We start from the raw sequence: 15,140 nt of genomic DNA, 5'->3' as shown, positions 1-15,140 counted from the left end.
TGGAACGTTCATCAAATTTACGCCTGGGGAAATCATGTCGACGGGTTATGGAACTTGCTATCGCCTGGATGCGCTAGAGCTGGCCGCTGAACATGTGCGCAATACGCGACATTGGACTTACAAAGCCGTAGAACATTTTCGCAGTGTCCTCGCCAACCCAGAGTTTCCCTGCCTGTTCGGCCGCAAGGCGGTAAACGGCGCAACCTGCCACATCCTGTTCGCCCGCGCCGGGCAACTGGCCGATGACATCGCCATGGGCCTGGCCGACTACGTGCGCACCGTCGCACCCATCCCACCCAAGCAGCGTATCGGCAGCCCGCTGGTGGTGTTTCTCGAAACCGCCGCCGACTGCACCCTGGCCGAGCAACAGGCGCTGGCCTGGAAGGTTTTGCGTGGCGTGCACGCGCGCGACCCGCAGCCCTGGCCGCAGGGCATCCCGACCGAGCCCGACGACAACGCCTGGTCGTTCTGCTTTGCCGGCATGCCGCTGTTCATCAACATGAACTTCCCCGGCCACCAGCAGATGAAAAGCCGCAACCTGGGCCCACACATCACCTTCGTCATCAACCCGCGGGCGAACTTCGACGAAGTGGCCAACGCCAACACCGAAAGCGGCCAACGTATCCGCGAACGCATCCGCGAGCGCGTGCACCGCTACAACGACGGCGTCATGCCCGACACCCTTGGCTTCTTCGGCGATGCCGACAACTACGAGTGGAAGCAGTACCAACTGCAGGAGGCAGGTTCGCTCAACCCGTCCCGCTGCCCGTTCCACGCCCATGCCGCACACGCGGTAACACCCGACATACTGATCGAGACCTGACCGTGAATACCGCACTCACCGCTACCTATGCCCTGACTGTCCTGCTACTGATCGCCACCCCCGGCCCGGTAGTGGCGCTGATCGTCAACACCGCGGCCGCCTCCGGCTCACGCAAGGCCATGTTCACCGCTGTCGGCACGAACTGGGCATCGCTGGTGCTGATCGGCGCGGCGGCCTGGGTCATCCTCACCAGCGCCGCCATCGACAAGGCCTGGCTCAGCGCCATGAGCCTGCTGGGTTGCCTGTTCATCGGCTACATCGCCGTCGGCACGCTGCGGGACGCCCTGCAGGCGCCGGCAGCCGAGACGCCGGGCGAGCTCGCCAAGCCTGGCCGCGGCGGGCTGCTGCAAGGTTTCATGGTGGGCATTTCCAACCCGAAGGACATCATCTTCTTCATTGCCTTCTTCCCGCAGTTCATCCAGATCACCGAGTCGTTCGGCAAGAGCATGGTGGTGCTGTCGATGCTGTGGGTAGCCATCGATTTTGCCGTGCTCAGCCTGTACATCTTCGCCATCGGCAAGATCGCCTCGCAGCGCAGCAACCGCATGATCAGCCTGGCCTCGGGGGTCGCCCTGCTGCTGATCGCCACCGGCGGCCTGCTGTACAACATCAAGGAGCTGGCGGCCTGAACGTGATGCTAAGTGCCCGCTGCAGCAGCAGGAGACCCAATGACCGCGACTGACACGAGCCCTTCGCCGTTGCAACAGGACTACCAGCGCTTTCTGCTGCTGGGCAGCCGGCGCGCCCCACACACAATGCATGTGCACGAAACCAGCTACCGCTCCAGCACCATCAACACCGATGCCCTGGGCCTGCGCTACAGCCATTGCGCCGGCAAGCGCTTTTCGGCGGCCGAGCGCGGTGGCGCGTCACGCATCAACCTGCTGGTCGGCGGCTCCACTGCCCTGGGCATCGGTGCCAGCTCCGACGAACACACGGTGGCCTCGCACCTGTCGATGCTGACTGGCGAAGTCTGGCTGAGCCTGGCTGGCTGCGGGCTCAATGCCAGCCAGGAGCTGCTGATGTTCCTGACCCACCAGCACCGCCTTGGCGAGCTCGGCCATGTGGTGGTGCTCAGCGGCCTCAACACCCTGGCCCACGAAGCGCTCTGCGAAGTCCTCTCCAGCCTGAACGACCCGCGGCACGCCAAGGCCTACCAGGATTTTCTCAACAGTTTCAGCGAAGGCATGCAGCCCACCGTGGCGCCCCGCCGGCAATCGCTGTGGCGGCGCATCGGCCAGGCGTTGGCCACGCCGCCGGTCGCAACACCGGCCACCTGGCCGCTGTCCCCCCCGGAAAAGCGTCTGGCCCGCGCCGCTGACAGCATTGGCCGGACCTTGCGCCAATGGGACCGGCTGCTGGCAGACAGCCACTCCACACTCACCTTCATCCTGCAGCCGTTGCTGCCCTGGTGCCGGGATAGCCTGCCCGCTGGCGAGCAGGCCATGCTGGACGCGCTGCAGCGGCGACCGGCAAATTTCGATCGGCTGCTGGACGGCGCGTTCGACAGCCAGTTGCACTCGGCCTTCTTCCGTCGCATCAAGAGCCAGGCCGACCCGGTGCCCTGCTATGACATGAACTGCATGCTCAGCAGCTCGCCGGTGTTCGGCGCCGACCTGTTCATCGACCGCCTGCACCTGAACGACCTAGGCAACAATGCCCTGGCCAAGGTCATTACCGCCAAGCTTGGCCTGGCCCAGGAAAAACATGCCCAGCGCAACGTCACGCCGATCAAGCTCGTCTGACAGTTGCCGGGTGGTCTTCCGGCCAGGCCCTTTGGGTGGCTAGAATAGGCCGTCGTTCCGATCTGCCCGAGGCGCACGCTTGACCGCCATGAACATCGAAGCCATCCATCAGTACCTGGCACCCCATGGGGCTTGCCTGTGAGCCGCATGCTTCGCTTGCCCCCACTGTTGATCGCCCTGATGCCGCTGGCTGCCCACGCGCTCGAAGTGCGCATCGACCCTCATGCCGACCTGCTCTACCGCCAGGCCTTGCCCCTGCTGGAGCAGGCCGACAGCCAGGACGACGGCACCAGCACGCTGCGCACGGCCATCGGCGGCGACCCGGAGCTCAGCCGCCAGGGCCAGGCCATGGCCCACACCCTGCCGACAGCCGTTGCCTTGCTGAAAAAGTCCGTAGAGCTGGGCCACCCGGTCGCACAGTACCGCCTGGCGCTGTATTACATGACCTACCTGCCCGCAGCGCAAATCCCGGACGCCGCCTGCCCATTGCTCGAAGCCAGCCTCAGACAGGGCTTTGCCGCACCGGCGCCGGCCATCGCCACCTGGTGCCCGCCTTATAACGTCAGCAGCGACTACCGTACTGCGCTGGAGGCCATCCCCAACATGGCCACCGTATATGCCCCCTACTACCCGCAACCGGCAACGCGCCTGGCCTGCAACCGCAACCGGCCACAAGGCCTGGAAATGCAGTGGGGGCGCCAGCGCGACTATCAGGCCGAGGTATACCGCCTGCTCGGCGACCTCGACCCGGAGCACCGCCAGAGCCTGCTGCAGAAGGCCGTGGACACCAACGGTTGCGTGACAGCGCAGCAGCACCTGACCAGCCGTCCGTAAAACGGGCACGGTTGCTGTGCAGGACCGTGCCAGGCATAGCAAGATCGTTCAAGCCATCCCCCGCCCCGTCTGGCATGCTGGCCTGCCACGTACACGCACTGCAGCCACCATGCCTCACATCGCCCGCCAAGCCTTTCTCCACGGCGCCATCGCCATTCTCCCGTTGTCCCTGGCCGTCGCCCCCTGGGGCCTGCTGGCCGGCTCCATGGCCATCGAGGCCAACCTCAGCGCCTGGGAGGGGCAAGGGCTGTCGGCCATCGTCTTCGCCGGTGCCGCGCAACTGGTGGCGATCGGCATGCTCAAGGGTGGCGCCAACCTGGCGTCGATCCTGCTGACTACCCTGCTGCTGACCTCGCAGCACCTGCTGTATGGCCTGACGATGCGCCCGGTGCTGTCCAGCCAGCCGCTGCGCTGGCGGCTGGGCCTGGGCTTCCTGCTGACCGACGAATTCTTCGCCCTGACCAGCCAGTACGACCAGCAGCAGTTCAACCGCTGGTACGCCCTGGGCGTGGGCCTGACGTTCTACATCGCCTGGAACCTGTTCACCCTGGCCGGCATCCTGCTGGGGCAGAACATTCCGCACCTGGACCAGCTCGGTCTGGACTTTTCCATCGTCGCCACCTTCGTCGCCCTGATCGCGCCGCTGGTGCGCAACCTGGCCACGCTGGTGTGCGTGGCGGTGTCGCTGTTCTGTTCGGTGCTGTTCAGCTACTGGCACTGGGAGACCGCCCTGGTGGCCGCAGGCCTGCTGGGCATGAGCGCCGGTTTCGTCTGCCAGAAATTCGCCGGAGCCCGCGCATGACCTGGGTCCTGATTCTTGCCATGGGCGCCATCGTGTTCCTCAACCGCTATGCGTTCCTGGAGCCGCGCCTGCCATTGCGCCTGAGCTCCAACGCCCGGCAGTTCCTCGGTTTTGCCGTGCCGGGCATGCTCACCGCAATCTGCGGCCCGATCATCTTCATGCCCGAGCACCAGTTGAACCTGAGCCTGCTCAACCCCTACCTGCTGGGTTCGCTGGTAGCAATCGCCCTGGTGCTGTTGACCCGCAGCGTGTTGCTTAGCATGCTGGTGAGCATGTTGATCTTCTTCCTCCTGCGCAGCTGGCTGGCATGAGCACGCACCTGCGCGAGCAGACACACCTATGGCAGGCGCCTGCACTGGGCGACGTCGAGATGCTGCATGCGCGCTATTTCCAGCAGCGCTTCGCCCCGCATGTGCATGAAGGCTATGTGTTCACCGTGATCGAGTCGGGTGCCCAGCGCTTCTGGCATCGCGGCAGCGAGCACCTGGCGCCGGTCGGCAGCATGGTGCTGATCAACCCCGACGAACTGCACACCGGTGCCACCGCCCACGAAGCGGGCTGGCGCTACCGAGGGTTCTACCCGGAACATGAACGGGTAACCGGGGTGCTCGAAGAACTGGCACTGGGCCACCACGGCATGCCCAGCTTCAAGGACAGCGTGATCCACGACCCGGCCCTGGCACTTGCCTTCAGCCAGTTGCACCAGCTGTCCGAAGCCGGCGCCAGCGCCCTGCAGCAGCAGACCGCCTGGCGCCAGGCGGTGCTGGCCCTGGTGCAACGGCACGGGCAATGCGCCGAACCTGCCGCCCCTGGCCACGAACCGCTGGCAGTGGCCCGCGCCCGTGAGCTGCTGGAAAGCCAACTGGCCGACCCGCCCTCGCTCGAGGCCCTGGCGGCGGCGGTCAACCTGTCGCCATTCCATTTCGCCCGGGTGTTCCGCCAGGCCACCGGCCTGCCGCCCCATGCCTGGTTGAAGCAGAGGCGCCTGGCCCGCGCACGGGAAATGCTCAAGCGTGGCTGGGCTGCATCGGAGGTGGCGTTCGACCTGGGTTTTGCCGACCAGAGCCATTTGAGCCGGCAGTTCAAGCAGGCATACGGCGTAACGCCGGGGGCCTACCGCAGCGCCTGCCTGCAAGGCTGAGCTGCGACACCAGGCCTCAGGCAGGCCTGCCAGCCACTGCTACACTGACAAGGCTGAATGGAGGATCCTGCCATGTCCGAACGAGAGCTCACCACCCTCCTGTCGCTGATGAACCAGCGCCAGGCCTGCCTGAGCAGTGCCTGCAAGGAGATAGCCGACTGGATCGACCGGCAGGGCGACGTGCCCGCCGCCGGCAAGATCCGCGCAAGCCTCAAGGCCCTGGAGGCCGATGAGGCCCAGGTCCGCAAGACCTTGACCTCGCTGACCCTCGACAGGCCGCTGCCCAAGTTTCGCAGCTGATTGAACCGGGGGCGCTTTGCGCCCCAAAAGGTTTCAGCCTGATCAGTGCTTCATGTGCATGTGATCATGCCCGCCGCCCGCCTCGGCGTTGAGCGCACGCACTTCGGCCTGCACGTCCAGGGTTTCCTTGGCCCCCTTGGCATCTTCGATGCTCAGGGTCAGCGGCACCTTCTCGCCTTCCTTCACCTGGTTGTTCAGGCCCATCAGCATCACATGCAGGCTGTTCGGGTCGAGGGTAACCGCCTTGCCGGCTGGCAACTCGACCGCCTTGACCTCACGCATGCCCATCACATCGCCGTTCATGGTCATCTCGTGCACCTGCACAGTCTTGGCCACAGGCGAAGCCACGCCCACCAGCTTGCTGTCGCTGCTGGCGGTCAGGGTCATGAAGGCACCGGTGGACTGCTGGTGCGGCACGGTCGCACGCACCCAGGCGTCGCTTACGGTGGTCTGGGCCAGGGCCGGCAGTGCCAGGCCCATCAGGACCAGGGCAGCCAGGCCGTGCTTGATCGGTTGCATCGACATTCAGCAGATCTCCATCAGTGTGACCAGGTCTTCGGCGCATTCCTGGGCGGTCAGGGAATGGCCCAGGCTCAGGCGCAGGGTGCCACGCGTATCGTAGACGTAGCTGGTGGACGAGTGAGAGACGGTATAGGTATCACCGGCCGGGACTTTCTCGTAGAACACCTTGAATTCCTTGGCCACCGCGGCGATTTCCTCGGGGGTGCCGGTCAACGCGGTGAACGACGGGTCGAAAGCTTTAACGTAGGCATCGAGCACCTCGGGGGTGTCTCGCTCCGGGTCCAGGGTAATCAACACCACCTGGAACAGGTCGCGATCGCGGCCGCGCAGCAGCTTGCGGATTTGCGCCGCGCGCGCAAGGGTAGTCGGGCACACGGCCGGGCACTGGGTGAAGCCGAAGAAGATCATCGGCATGCTGCCGTAGAAGCTCGACAGGGTGCGCACATTGCCTTGGGTGTCCTTGAGGCTGAACTTGCGCCCAAGGATTTCGTTGCTCATGTTCTTGCCGTACTTGAACTCGAGCCCCCGGGCCGGGCTGCAGCCTGCCAGCAGGCCAAGCCCGAGAACGCCCATCCCGGCGACAACTGCGCGCCGGGTATATAGATCATTCATGAAACCATCCTTTACAGGGAAGGTGCCGGCCCTCGGGACGGGCCGGTCGAAAAACCGGGGCATTCTGGCATGACACCCCAAGGGGTTCTACCCGACGAAGGCGAGGATTGGCTGCAGCCCTTTGAATACGGGCTGCGGCCTGTTGTCGCAGGGGTTGAAACAGTAACACTTTGTTGCTAAGGAAACGGGTTAAACGCGCCCCTTCCGGAGCGCGCCAGCCTCAGTAGTAGGCGTTCTCTTTCTGGCTGTGGTCAGTCACGTCACGCACGCCCTTCAGCTCGGGAATACGCTCGAGCAGGGTGCGCTCGATGCCTTCCTTCAGGGTCACGTCGGCCTGGCCACACCCCTGACAACCACCACCGAACTGCAGCACGGCAATGCCGTCGTCGACCACATCCACCAGGCTCACCTGGCCGCCGTGGCTGGCCAGGCCGGGGTTGATCTCGGTCTGCAGGTAGTAATTGATGCGCTCGTTGATCGGGCTGTCTTCGTTGACCATCGGCACCTTGGCATTCGGTGCCTTGATGGTCAGCTGGCCACCCATGCGGTCGGTGGCATAGTCGACCAGCGCGTCTTCCAGGAAGGGCACGCTGACCGCGTCCAGGTAAGCGGTGAAGCTCTTGAGGCCCACGGCGGTGTCGTCAGGCTTCTCTTCGCCCGGCTTGCAGTAGGCGATGCAGGTTTCGGCGTACTGGGTGCCCGGCTGGGTGATGAAAATGCGAATGCCGATGCCAGGCGTGTTCTGCTTGGAGAGCAGATCGGCCAGGTAGTCATGGGCGGCGTCGGTAATGGTTATAGCGCTCATGTAGGTTCCTCACAGACTTGCGGCCAAGTGTACGCCAACCCGGCTTTCGAACAAAGTCCTAGTATTTGACTCGGGAAAGCGCATATTCAGGGGCCTGCCCCCTTGGCGCCGCCAGCCAGGCCTGCATGCGCCGGTACAGCCCGCGCTCCAGCCACTGGTAGCTGAACCACGACATTAGTCCAATGGACGGCACGCACAGGGCGAACACCAGGTACGGGTTCAACTGCAGGCGCTGGCTGGCGAACCAGCCGGCGTACAGCACCAGCACATGGACCAGGTACACCGAATACGAACAGTCGCCCAGCGCCTTGAGCAGCCGGTTGCCGCGGAACAGTGGCTCCAGGGCGACGAAGGCCAGCACGATCATTGCGCTCGGCACGCCCCAGTGCAGCAAGCGCCAGGAAGCGTCCAGGTGGTAGATGGCAAGGCCTGCCACTGCCAGTAACGCCAACGGTAGCAAGCGGCCCTGGTGGATGAGGCCGCGACGGTGCAGCACGCCCAGGCCGATGCCGAGCAGGAATTCGTAGATGATGTCGTTGCCGTAGAAGCGGCTGAGCACGCCCAGTCGGCCCAGTAGCTCGCTGGCCAGCAGCAGCGCGGCGGTGACCAGCAACTGGTGATGACGGCGGCGCACCAGGAAGGCCAGGCCGAACAGCAGGTAGAAGAACATCTCGAAGTTAAGCGTCCAGCCCACGTTCAGGGTCGGGTACAAGCCGTAGCCACCGGGGTTTTCCGCCGGGATGAACAGCAGCGACAGCAGCAGGTGGTGCCAGGTGAATGCCTGGTGTGGCATCCATTGGCTGAAGGCCAGCAGCAGGGTTGCCATCAGCGCCGTGTAGAACCAGTAGGCCGGGACGATACGCAGCGCCCGGTTGAGCAGGAACTGGCGGGGCTCGATGGCCTTGTCGCAGGTCGACAGGTAGATGACCAGCCCGCTGATGACGAAGAAGATGTCGACGCCTGCGGCGCCGCGGTCGCTGAGCAGTTGGCCGATAGGGCCGGAGGCTTGGAAGTCGAAGAAAATCTGCATGAAATGGTGACAGACCACCACCCAGGCGGCGAACGCCCGCAGTGCTTGAAGCGAATACAGCATGGAGTACCCTGCGCTTGCCGGTGCATTGAGGCCTTTGGGAGCACGTTGCGCTCCATCGCCGGCAAGCCGGCTCCCACAAGGACTGCGCAGCCTTCAGGCATGTGCGGCCCCTGTGGACGCTGGCCGGCGATCGGGCTGCACAGCAGCCCCCGGACCACCCACCCATTCCGACCGCAGGGTAATCGGAAAGGTCAGCCAAACCGATCAGAGGTTCTCGTAGCGGTTCATGTCCAGCACGCCCGCCTCGACCGGCTCGGTCTCCTTGATGAAGCTGTTCAGGTCATGGAAGTAGCGCCAGAACTCTGGGTGACTGCGACGCACACCCCAACGCATGACGATGCGCTCGAACCTGGCCGGGTCATCTTTCGCATACTCCATGTCCTCGACGAACTCCGGCACATCACTGGTCGGGATGTTGAAGATGAAGTTGGGGTAGCTGCTGAGCACGCCCGGGTACAAGGTCAAGGTATCCAGCCCCGGCTGGTAGCGGTACGCCTCGCCCAGCAGGAACGCCACGTTGCTGTGCGCGCGGTTGCGCAGCAGGCTGTATACCTGGCGCTGGCCGCCCTGCCCTTCGATGCGCAGCATGGTCGCTTCGGGCAGCTGGCTGATCACCTTCAACCCCGCAGCCGGGCGCGACACCAGGCGGCTGAGCGATTGTTCGGCATTGCGGAACTCTTCGCTCACCTGCGGCCGTGAACAGAACGCACCCTGGCAGCGGTTGATCGGGTCAGGCGCGGCATTCAGGCTGCCGGTACGCTGCAGAAGCTTCAGGCCGAAGTCGCGCTTGGGGTTGCGCGGGTCGAGCTGGATACCGCTCGGGGTGTCGGTGTCGATGTCTTCATAATCCATCCACATCTTCACCTTGCCGCTGTTCTGGTACCAGTCACCGAGGATCGCCTTGCGCTGGTCGGCCGGCATCAGGCGCAGGAAGTTGACCTCGGCGCCGTTACGGATCAGGTCGAAGTACAGGCGCGTCTGCAACTGGTGCGAGACGTTGCCGAACACATCGAAGTTGACCGCCAGCTGGTAATAGGTGCGCTCGAACAACGGGTAGTCGAACAGCCACACCGTCAGCGGCACATCACCGATCAGGCCCTTGGTCACCGAGGCGCTGTCGAAGTGGCGGAAGATGCTCAGCAACGCGTTGTCGTTACCGGCCCACAGCGTCGCCCAGCCCGGGGCCGGCATGTCGGCATAGGCTTCGCGGCGCAGTTTTTCGTACTCGTTGCGCTTGTCGCGGTAGGCGTGCCACAGGCTCAGCACGCTGCCCACGTCATCGATCTGCCCAGGCATGGCCAGCAGCGGTGTGGCCTCGCCACGGTACTTGGCATCGGTGATATAGCGGTCATGGGCCGGCTCCTGGAACAGCGCCCAGAAGTTGTCGCGGATCACGTCGGTGGCAATCTGCCCACGGCATACCGGGCCACGGATGAAGGTGCGCACGAAGTACTCGGCGTTATCCAGCATGAACTGGTAGCGCGCCACTGCCGGGATCGCTTCGAAGGTTTCGAACGGGTTGGCCCGGTGGCGCGGGCCGTAGCCTGGCAGCGCAGTGGCATGCCAGTCGCCGGCGTAGAACAGTTGCTTGACCCGCTTGAGCTTCTGCGGCCCCATCGGATAGGTGATGTGCGTCTTGTGCACGATCACGCCCTGCACCGGGATCAACCGGTAGTAGAAGTCGGTGCCCGGCGGGTCGTTGGGGCGGCGCGTGGCGATCAGGTCGACCGGCTGACCGCTCGGTGTACGCGAACGCACCCACTGGAAGAAGTGGCCCTGCTCGCCACCAACGAAATAGATGTGCGCCAGGAACAGGTGCTCGTACAGCCAGCGGCCGACCAGCGCCTCGGTGGAACCCGGGCGGTTGAGCAGCTCTTCCCAGTCGGCAATTTGCTTGGCTTCGGCCGCGCTTGGCTTGATCGGCTGGTACTCGACGGGTGCACCGGCGGCCAACCAGCGGCGCATGGTGTCGTATTCCTTGTCGGTCAGGCCGGTCACCGCCAGTGGCATGCCTTCCTTGGGGTGAGCGCCGGCATAGGCATCGAACTCATGCGGCAACGGGCACATGTTGTTGCGGTTCAGGCCCAGGACGATTTCCTCGGGCAGCTTGGCATTGGGCGTGAGCGGGGTCTTGTGCCCCAGCTCGAGCATGCGCGCCATCAGCGCGGCCTGGCTGCCCTGGTTGTCGAGCACCGAGTAGAAGCCCTTCTTGCGCCACTCGCCCTCGCTATGGGCGTCGTAGAACAGCCGCGTGGTGGGCACTGCCTTGCTGCGCTCGCCCTGGTACACGGGAACCTTGGTGGCGCCGCGCACGGCGCCTTCGGGGCTTTCCAGCTTCAGCTGGCAGGCGGCGTCGTTGCAGGCGTGGCAGGCCACGCATTTCTCGGTGAAGATCGGTTGAATGTCCCGGGTGTAGGAAATGGCCGGGCTCGACTGGGGGGCTTGCCCGAACGCCACACTGCTGATGAGCAGGGCGAAAACGCCGGCAAGAATACGATGCACCATGTGCGGAAAGTCCTGGGTATTGAAAGCCATCACGATTTGTTGCCTGGTCGTCCTTGGGTGCCCTGCTTCGCCGACGCCCGCCCAACATGAGCCATTTTCATGCAAATGGGCGATGCGCCTAAAAACCGCGCAGCTTTGTTATGATTCTGCACCTTCTGAAATTTGCCCGACCAGGTAGTTCCTATGTCCGACCGCAGCGCTCGTCTCCAAGCACTCCAGAACGCACTCAAGGAGCGCATCCTGATCCTCGACGGCGGCATGGGTACTATGATCCAAAGCTACCGGCTCGAGGAACACGACTATCGTGGCACGCGCTTCGCCGATTGGCCAAGCGATGTCAAGGGTAACAACGACCTGTTGCTGCTCAGCCGCCCGGATGTGATCGCAGCCATCGAAAAGGCCTACCTGGATGCCGGCGCCGATATCCTCGAAACCAACACCTTCAACGCCACGCAGATTTCCCAGGCCGACTACGGCATGGAGTCGCTGGTCTACGAGCTGAACGTCGAGGGCGCGCGCATCGCCCGCCAGGTGGCCGATGCCAAGACCCTGGAAACCCCGCACAAGCCGCGCTTCGTCGCCGGCGTGCTCGGCCCTACCAGCCGCACCTGCTCGATTTCCCCGGACGTCAACGACCCCGGCTACCGCAACGTCACCTTCGACGAACTGGTAACGAACTACACCGAGGCCACCCGCGGCCTGATCGAGGGTGGCGCCGACCTGCTGCTGATCGAGACCATCTTCGACACCCTCAACGCCAAGGCGGCGATCTTCGCCGTGCAGCAGGTGTTCGAGGAAGACGGCATCGAACTGCCGATCATGATCTCCGGCACCATCACAGACGCCTCGGGCCGTACCCTGTCGGGCCAGACCACCGAAGCGTTCTGGAACTCGGTGCGCCATGCCAAGCCGATTTCCGTGGGCCTGAACTGCGCCCTCGGCGCCAAGGACCTGCGCCCGTACCTGGAAGAGCTGGCGACCAAGGCCGACACCCATGTCTCGGCCCACCCCAACGCCGGCCTGCCAAACGCCTTTGGTGAATACGACGAAACCCCGGCGGAAATGGCCGTGGTGGTCGAGGAATTCGCCGCCAGCGGCTTCCTCAACATCATCGGCGGCTGCTGCGGCACCACTCCCGGCCACATCCAGGCCATCGCCGAGGCCGTGGCCAAGTACAAGCCGCGCGAGATTCCGGAAATCGCCAAGGCCTGCCGCCTGTCGGGCCTGGAGCCGTTCACCATCGACCGCCAGTCGCTGTTCGTCAACGTCGGCGAGCGCACCAACATCACCGGTTCCGCCAAGTTCGCCCGGCTGATCCGTGAAGAGAACTACACCGAAGCCCTGGAAGTCGCCCTGCAGCAAGTCGAGGCCGGCGCCCAGGTGATCGACATCAACATGGACGAAGGGATGCTCGACTCCCAGGCCGCCATGGTCCGCTTCCTCAACCTGATCGCCGGCGAGCCGGACATCTCGCGCGTGCCGATCATGATCGACTCGTCCAAGTGGGAAGTGATCGAAGCGGGCCTCAAGTGCATCCAGGGCAAGGGCATCGTCAACTCCATTTCCATGAAGGAAGGCGTCGAGCAGTTCAAGCACCACGCCCGCCTGTGCAAGCGCTATGGCGCTGCCGTGGTGGTGATGGCCTTCGACGAAGTCGGCCAGGCCGACACTGCCGCGCGCAAGAAGGAAATCTGCCAGCGCAGCTACGACATCCTGGTCAATGAAGTGGGCTTCCCGCCGGAAGACATCATCTTCGACCCGAACATCTTTGCTGTCGCCACCGGCATCGAAGAGCACAACAACTACGCCGTCGATTTCATCGAGGCCTGCGCCTACATCCGCGACCACCTGCCGCACGCCCTGAGCTCGGGCGGTGTATCCAACGTGTCGTTCTCGTTCCGTGGCAACAACCCGGTGCGTGAAGCCATCCACTCGGTGTTCCTGTACCACGCGATCCAGAACGGCCTGACCATGGGTATCGTCAACGCCGGCCAGCTGGAGATCTATGACGAGATCCCGGCTGCCCTGCGTGAAAAGGTCGAGGACGTGGTACTCAACCGTACCCCGCATGGCACCGACGCACTGCTGGCCATCGCCGACGACTACAAGGGCGGCGGCGCAACCAAGGAAGTGGAAAACGAAGAGTGGCGCTCGCTGCCGGTGGAAAAACGCCTGGAGCACGCGCTGGTCAAGGGCATCACCGCGTTCATCGTCGAAGACACCGAAGAATGCCGCCAGCAGTGCACCCGCCCGATCGAAGTGATCGAAGGCCCGCTGATGAATGGCATGAACGTGGTCGGCGACCTGTTCGGCGCGGGCAAGATGTTCCTGCCCCAGGTGGTCAAGTCGGCCCGGGTAATGAAGCAGGCGGTAGCGCACCTGATCCCGTTCATCGAAGCCGAGAAAGGCGACAAGCCGGAAGCCAAGGGCAAGATCCTGATGGCCACGGTAAAAGGCGACGTGCACGACATCGGCAAGAACATCGTCGGCGTGGTGCTCGGCTGCAACGGCTACGACATCGTCGACCTCGGCGTGATGGTGCCGGCCGAGAAGATCCTGCAAACCGCCCGTGACGAGAAGTGCGACATCATTGGCCTGTCCGGCCTGATCACGCCGTCGCTGGACGAGATGGTCCACGTTGCCCGCGAAATGCAGCGCCAGGGCTTCCAGTTGCCGCTGATGATCGGCGGCGCGACCACCTCCAAGGCGCATACCGCAGTCAAGATCGAGCCCAAGTACAGCAACGACGCCGTGGTCTACGTCACCGACGCCTCGCGTGCGGTGGGCGTTGCCACCCAGCTGCTGTCCAAGGAGCTGAAAGCCGGCTTTGTCGAGAAGACCCGTCAGGAATACGAGGAAGTACGCGAGCGCACCGCCAACCGCAGTGCCCGTACCGAGCGCCTGAGCTATGCCCAGGCGATCGCCGCCAAGCCGCAATACGACTGGGCCGGCTACCAGCCAGCGGTACCTTCCTTCACCGGCGTCAAGGTGCTGGAAGACATCGACCTGCGCACCCTGGCCGAGTACATCGACTGGACCCCGTTCTTCATCTCCTGGGACCTGGCCGGCAAGTTCCCGCGCATCCTCACCGACGAAGTGGTCGGCGAGGCGGCCACGGCGCTGTACAAGGATGCCCGCGAGATGCTCGACAAGCTGATCGACGAAAAACTGATCAGCGCCCGCGCGGTGTTCGGCTTCTGGCCGGCCAACCAGGTGGCCGATGACGATATCGAGGTGTACGGCGAGGACGGCCAGGCCCTGGCTACCCTGCACCACCTGCGCCAGCAGACCATCAAGCCGGACGGCAAGCCCAACTGGTCGCTGGCCGACTTCGTCGCGCCGAAGACCAGCGGCGTTACCGATTACGTCGGCGGTTTCATCACCACCGCCGGCATCGGTGCCGAGGAAGTGGCCAAGGCTTACCAGGACAAGGGCGACGACTACAGCTCGATCATGGTCAAGGCCCTGGCCGACCGCCTGGCCGAGGCCTGTGCCGAATGGCTGCACGAGCAGGTGCGTAAAGAGCACTGGGGTTATGCCCGCGACGAACACCTCGACAACGAGGCGCTGATCAAGGAGCAGTACCGCGGCATTCGCCCGGCGCCCGGCTACCCGGCGTGCCCGGACCATACCGAGAAGGAAACCCTTTTCCGCCTGCTTGATGGCACTGCCATCGGCGAGACCGGGCCGAGCGGCGTGTTCCTCACCGACCACTTCGCGATGTTCCCGGCGGCGGCGGTCAGCGGCTGGTACTTCGCCCACCCGCAGGCGCAGTACTTTGCGGTGGGCAAGGTCGACAAGGACCAGATCGAGCGCTACAGCGCGCGCAAGGGCCAGGATGTGAGTGTGAGCGAGCGCTGGTTGGCGCCTAACTTGGGTTACGACAGCTAAGACCCTTGGGGCCGCTTTGCGGCCCATCGCGACACAAGGCCGCTCCTACAGGAGAATTCAATCCCTT

The 15,140-nt window shown here is 64.2% G+C and carries 14 protein-coding genes; 9 read left to right on the top strand and 5 right to left on the bottom strand.

The window, feature by feature from the left end:
* The first annotated feature begins 34 nt into the window (after positions 1-34).
* From V3314_RS13080 to V3314_RS13045, 8 genes are all read left to right on the top strand, one after another.
* The gene (locus tag V3314_RS13080; RefSeq protein WP_046615686.1) at positions 35-823 is read left to right on the top strand and encodes a YqcI/YcgG family protein; all 789 of its coding nucleotides are present in this window, start codon (positions 35-37) and stop codon (positions 821-823) included.
* A gap of 2 nt (positions 824-825) precedes the next feature.
* Positions 826-1,452, top strand: coding sequence for a LysE family translocator (locus V3314_RS13075; RefSeq protein ID WP_046615687.1), 627 nt, complete (start codon positions 826-828; stop codon positions 1,450-1,452).
* Positions 1,453-1,491: 39 nt separating this feature from the next.
* The gene (locus V3314_RS13070; protein WP_338459086.1) at positions 1,492-2,568 is read left to right on the top strand and encodes a hypothetical protein; all 1,077 of its coding nucleotides are present in this window, start codon (positions 1,492-1,494) and stop codon (positions 2,566-2,568) included.
* A gap of 138 nt (positions 2,569-2,706) precedes the next feature.
* On the top strand, positions 2,707-3,402 hold the full coding sequence (locus V3314_RS13065) for a sel1 repeat family protein (protein WP_046615689.1): 696 nt from the start codon (positions 2,707-2,709) through the stop codon (positions 3,400-3,402).
* 109 nt (positions 3,403-3,511) lie between these two features.
* A complete protein-coding gene (locus V3314_RS13060) occupies positions 3,512-4,204 on the top strand; it encodes an AzlC family ABC transporter permease (RefSeq protein ID WP_046615690.1) in 693 nt (230 codons plus the stop codon).
* Entirely contained in the window at positions 4,201-4,515 is a 315-nt protein-coding gene (locus V3314_RS13055; RefSeq protein WP_046615691.1) for an AzlD domain-containing protein, read from the top strand. Before V3314_RS13060 ends, V3314_RS13055 begins: the two co-directional genes overlap by 4 nt.
* Positions 4,512-5,345, top strand: a complete 834-nt coding sequence (locus V3314_RS13050; protein ID WP_338459085.1) for an AraC family transcriptional regulator — start codon at positions 4,512-4,514, stop codon at positions 5,343-5,345. Before V3314_RS13055 ends, V3314_RS13050 begins: the two co-directional genes overlap by 4 nt.
* A 72-nt stretch (positions 5,346-5,417) precedes the next feature.
* Positions 5,418-5,645 (top strand): hypothetical protein, encoded by a 228-nt coding sequence (locus V3314_RS13045; protein ID WP_003260451.1) that lies wholly within the window; start codon positions 5,418-5,420, stop codon positions 5,643-5,645.
* Positions 5,646-5,687: 42 nt separating this feature from the next.
* Here the strand turns inward: V3314_RS13045 and V3314_RS13040 are convergent, their stop codons facing one another.
* The 5 genes from V3314_RS13040 to V3314_RS13020 all read right to left on the bottom strand — a co-directional run bounded on the left by V3314_RS13040 (position 5,688) and on the right by V3314_RS13020 (position 11,182).
* The gene (locus V3314_RS13040; protein WP_046615693.1) at positions 5,688-6,170 is read right to left on the bottom strand and encodes a copper chaperone PCu(A)C; all 483 of its coding nucleotides are present in this window, start codon (positions 6,168-6,170) and stop codon (positions 5,688-5,690) included.
* A complete protein-coding gene (locus tag V3314_RS13035; protein WP_024086651.1) occupies positions 6,171-6,779 on the bottom strand; it encodes an SCO family protein in 609 nt (202 codons plus the stop codon).
* Between the two features lie 220 nt (positions 6,780-6,999).
* Positions 7,000-7,584: a Fe-S biogenesis protein NfuA gene (gene nfuA, locus V3314_RS13030; RefSeq protein ID WP_003250416.1), complete on the bottom strand. Its 585-nt coding sequence runs from the start codon at positions 7,582-7,584 to the stop codon at positions 7,000-7,002.
* A 58-nt stretch (positions 7,585-7,642) separates the two neighbouring features.
* Entirely contained in the window at positions 7,643-8,677 is a 1,035-nt protein-coding gene (locus V3314_RS13025; protein ID WP_046615694.1) for an acyltransferase, read from the bottom strand.
* A gap of 204 nt (positions 8,678-8,881) precedes the next feature.
* The gene (locus V3314_RS13020; RefSeq protein ID WP_338460316.1) at positions 8,882-11,182 is read right to left on the bottom strand and encodes a fatty acid cis/trans isomerase; all 2,301 of its coding nucleotides are present in this window, start codon (positions 11,180-11,182) and stop codon (positions 8,882-8,884) included.
* A 183-nt stretch (positions 11,183-11,365) separates the two neighbouring features.
* Here V3314_RS13020 and metH point away from each other — a divergent pair, with 183 nt between their 5' ends.
* Entirely contained in the window at positions 11,366-15,073 is a 3,708-nt protein-coding gene (gene metH, locus V3314_RS13015) for a methionine synthase (RefSeq protein WP_046615695.1), read from the top strand.
* Positions 15,074-15,140: the final 67 nt, after the last annotated feature.

This window comes from Pseudomonas sp. TE3-3-F2023 (assembly GCF_036784815.1).
In the GTDB taxonomy this organism is placed as follows: Bacteria; Pseudomonadota; Gammaproteobacteria; order Pseudomonadales; family Pseudomonadaceae; genus Aquipseudomonas; species Aquipseudomonas pudica.
The sequence above is the reverse complement of the archived record's forward strand: the minus strand, read 5'-3'. Positions and strand labels throughout refer to the sequence as shown.

Excerpts from the sequence above, each read along its gene's own strand:
- V3314_RS13035 (WP_024086651.1), bottom strand. The coding sequence starts at position 6,779 with ATGAATGATCTATATACCCGGCGCGCAGTTGTCGCCGGGATGGGCGTT.
- nfuA (WP_003250416.1), bottom strand. The coding sequence starts at position 7,584 with ATGAGCGCTATAACCATTACCGACGCCGCCCATGACTACCTGGCCGAT.
- V3314_RS13080 (WP_046615686.1), top strand. The coding sequence starts at position 35 with ATGTCGACGGGTTATGGAACTTGCTATCGCCTGGATGCGCTAGAGCTG.
- V3314_RS13020 (WP_338460316.1), bottom strand. The coding sequence starts at position 11,182 with ATGGTGCATCGTATTCTTGCCGGCGTTTTCGCCCTGCTCATCAGCAGT.
- V3314_RS13025 (WP_046615694.1), bottom strand. The coding sequence starts at position 8,677 with ATGCTGTATTCGCTTCAAGCACTGCGGGCGTTCGCCGCCTGGGTGGTG.
- V3314_RS13040 (WP_046615693.1), bottom strand. The coding sequence starts at position 6,170 with ATGTCGATGCAACCGATCAAGCACGGCCTGGCTGCCCTGGTCCTGATG.
- V3314_RS13045 (WP_003260451.1), top strand. The coding sequence starts at position 5,418 with ATGTCCGAACGAGAGCTCACCACCCTCCTGTCGCTGATGAACCAGCGC.
- V3314_RS13060 (WP_046615690.1), top strand. The coding sequence starts at position 3,512 with ATGCCTCACATCGCCCGCCAAGCCTTTCTCCACGGCGCCATCGCCATT.
- V3314_RS13055 (WP_046615691.1), top strand. The coding sequence starts at position 4,201 with ATGACCTGGGTCCTGATTCTTGCCATGGGCGCCATCGTGTTCCTCAAC.
- metH (WP_046615695.1), top strand. The coding sequence starts at position 11,366 with ATGTCCGACCGCAGCGCTCGTCTCCAAGCACTCCAGAACGCACTCAAG.
- V3314_RS13070 (WP_338459086.1), top strand. The coding sequence starts at position 1,492 with ATGACCGCGACTGACACGAGCCCTTCGCCGTTGCAACAGGACTACCAG.
- V3314_RS13050 (WP_338459085.1), top strand. The coding sequence starts at position 4,512 with ATGAGCACGCACCTGCGCGAGCAGACACACCTATGGCAGGCGCCTGCA.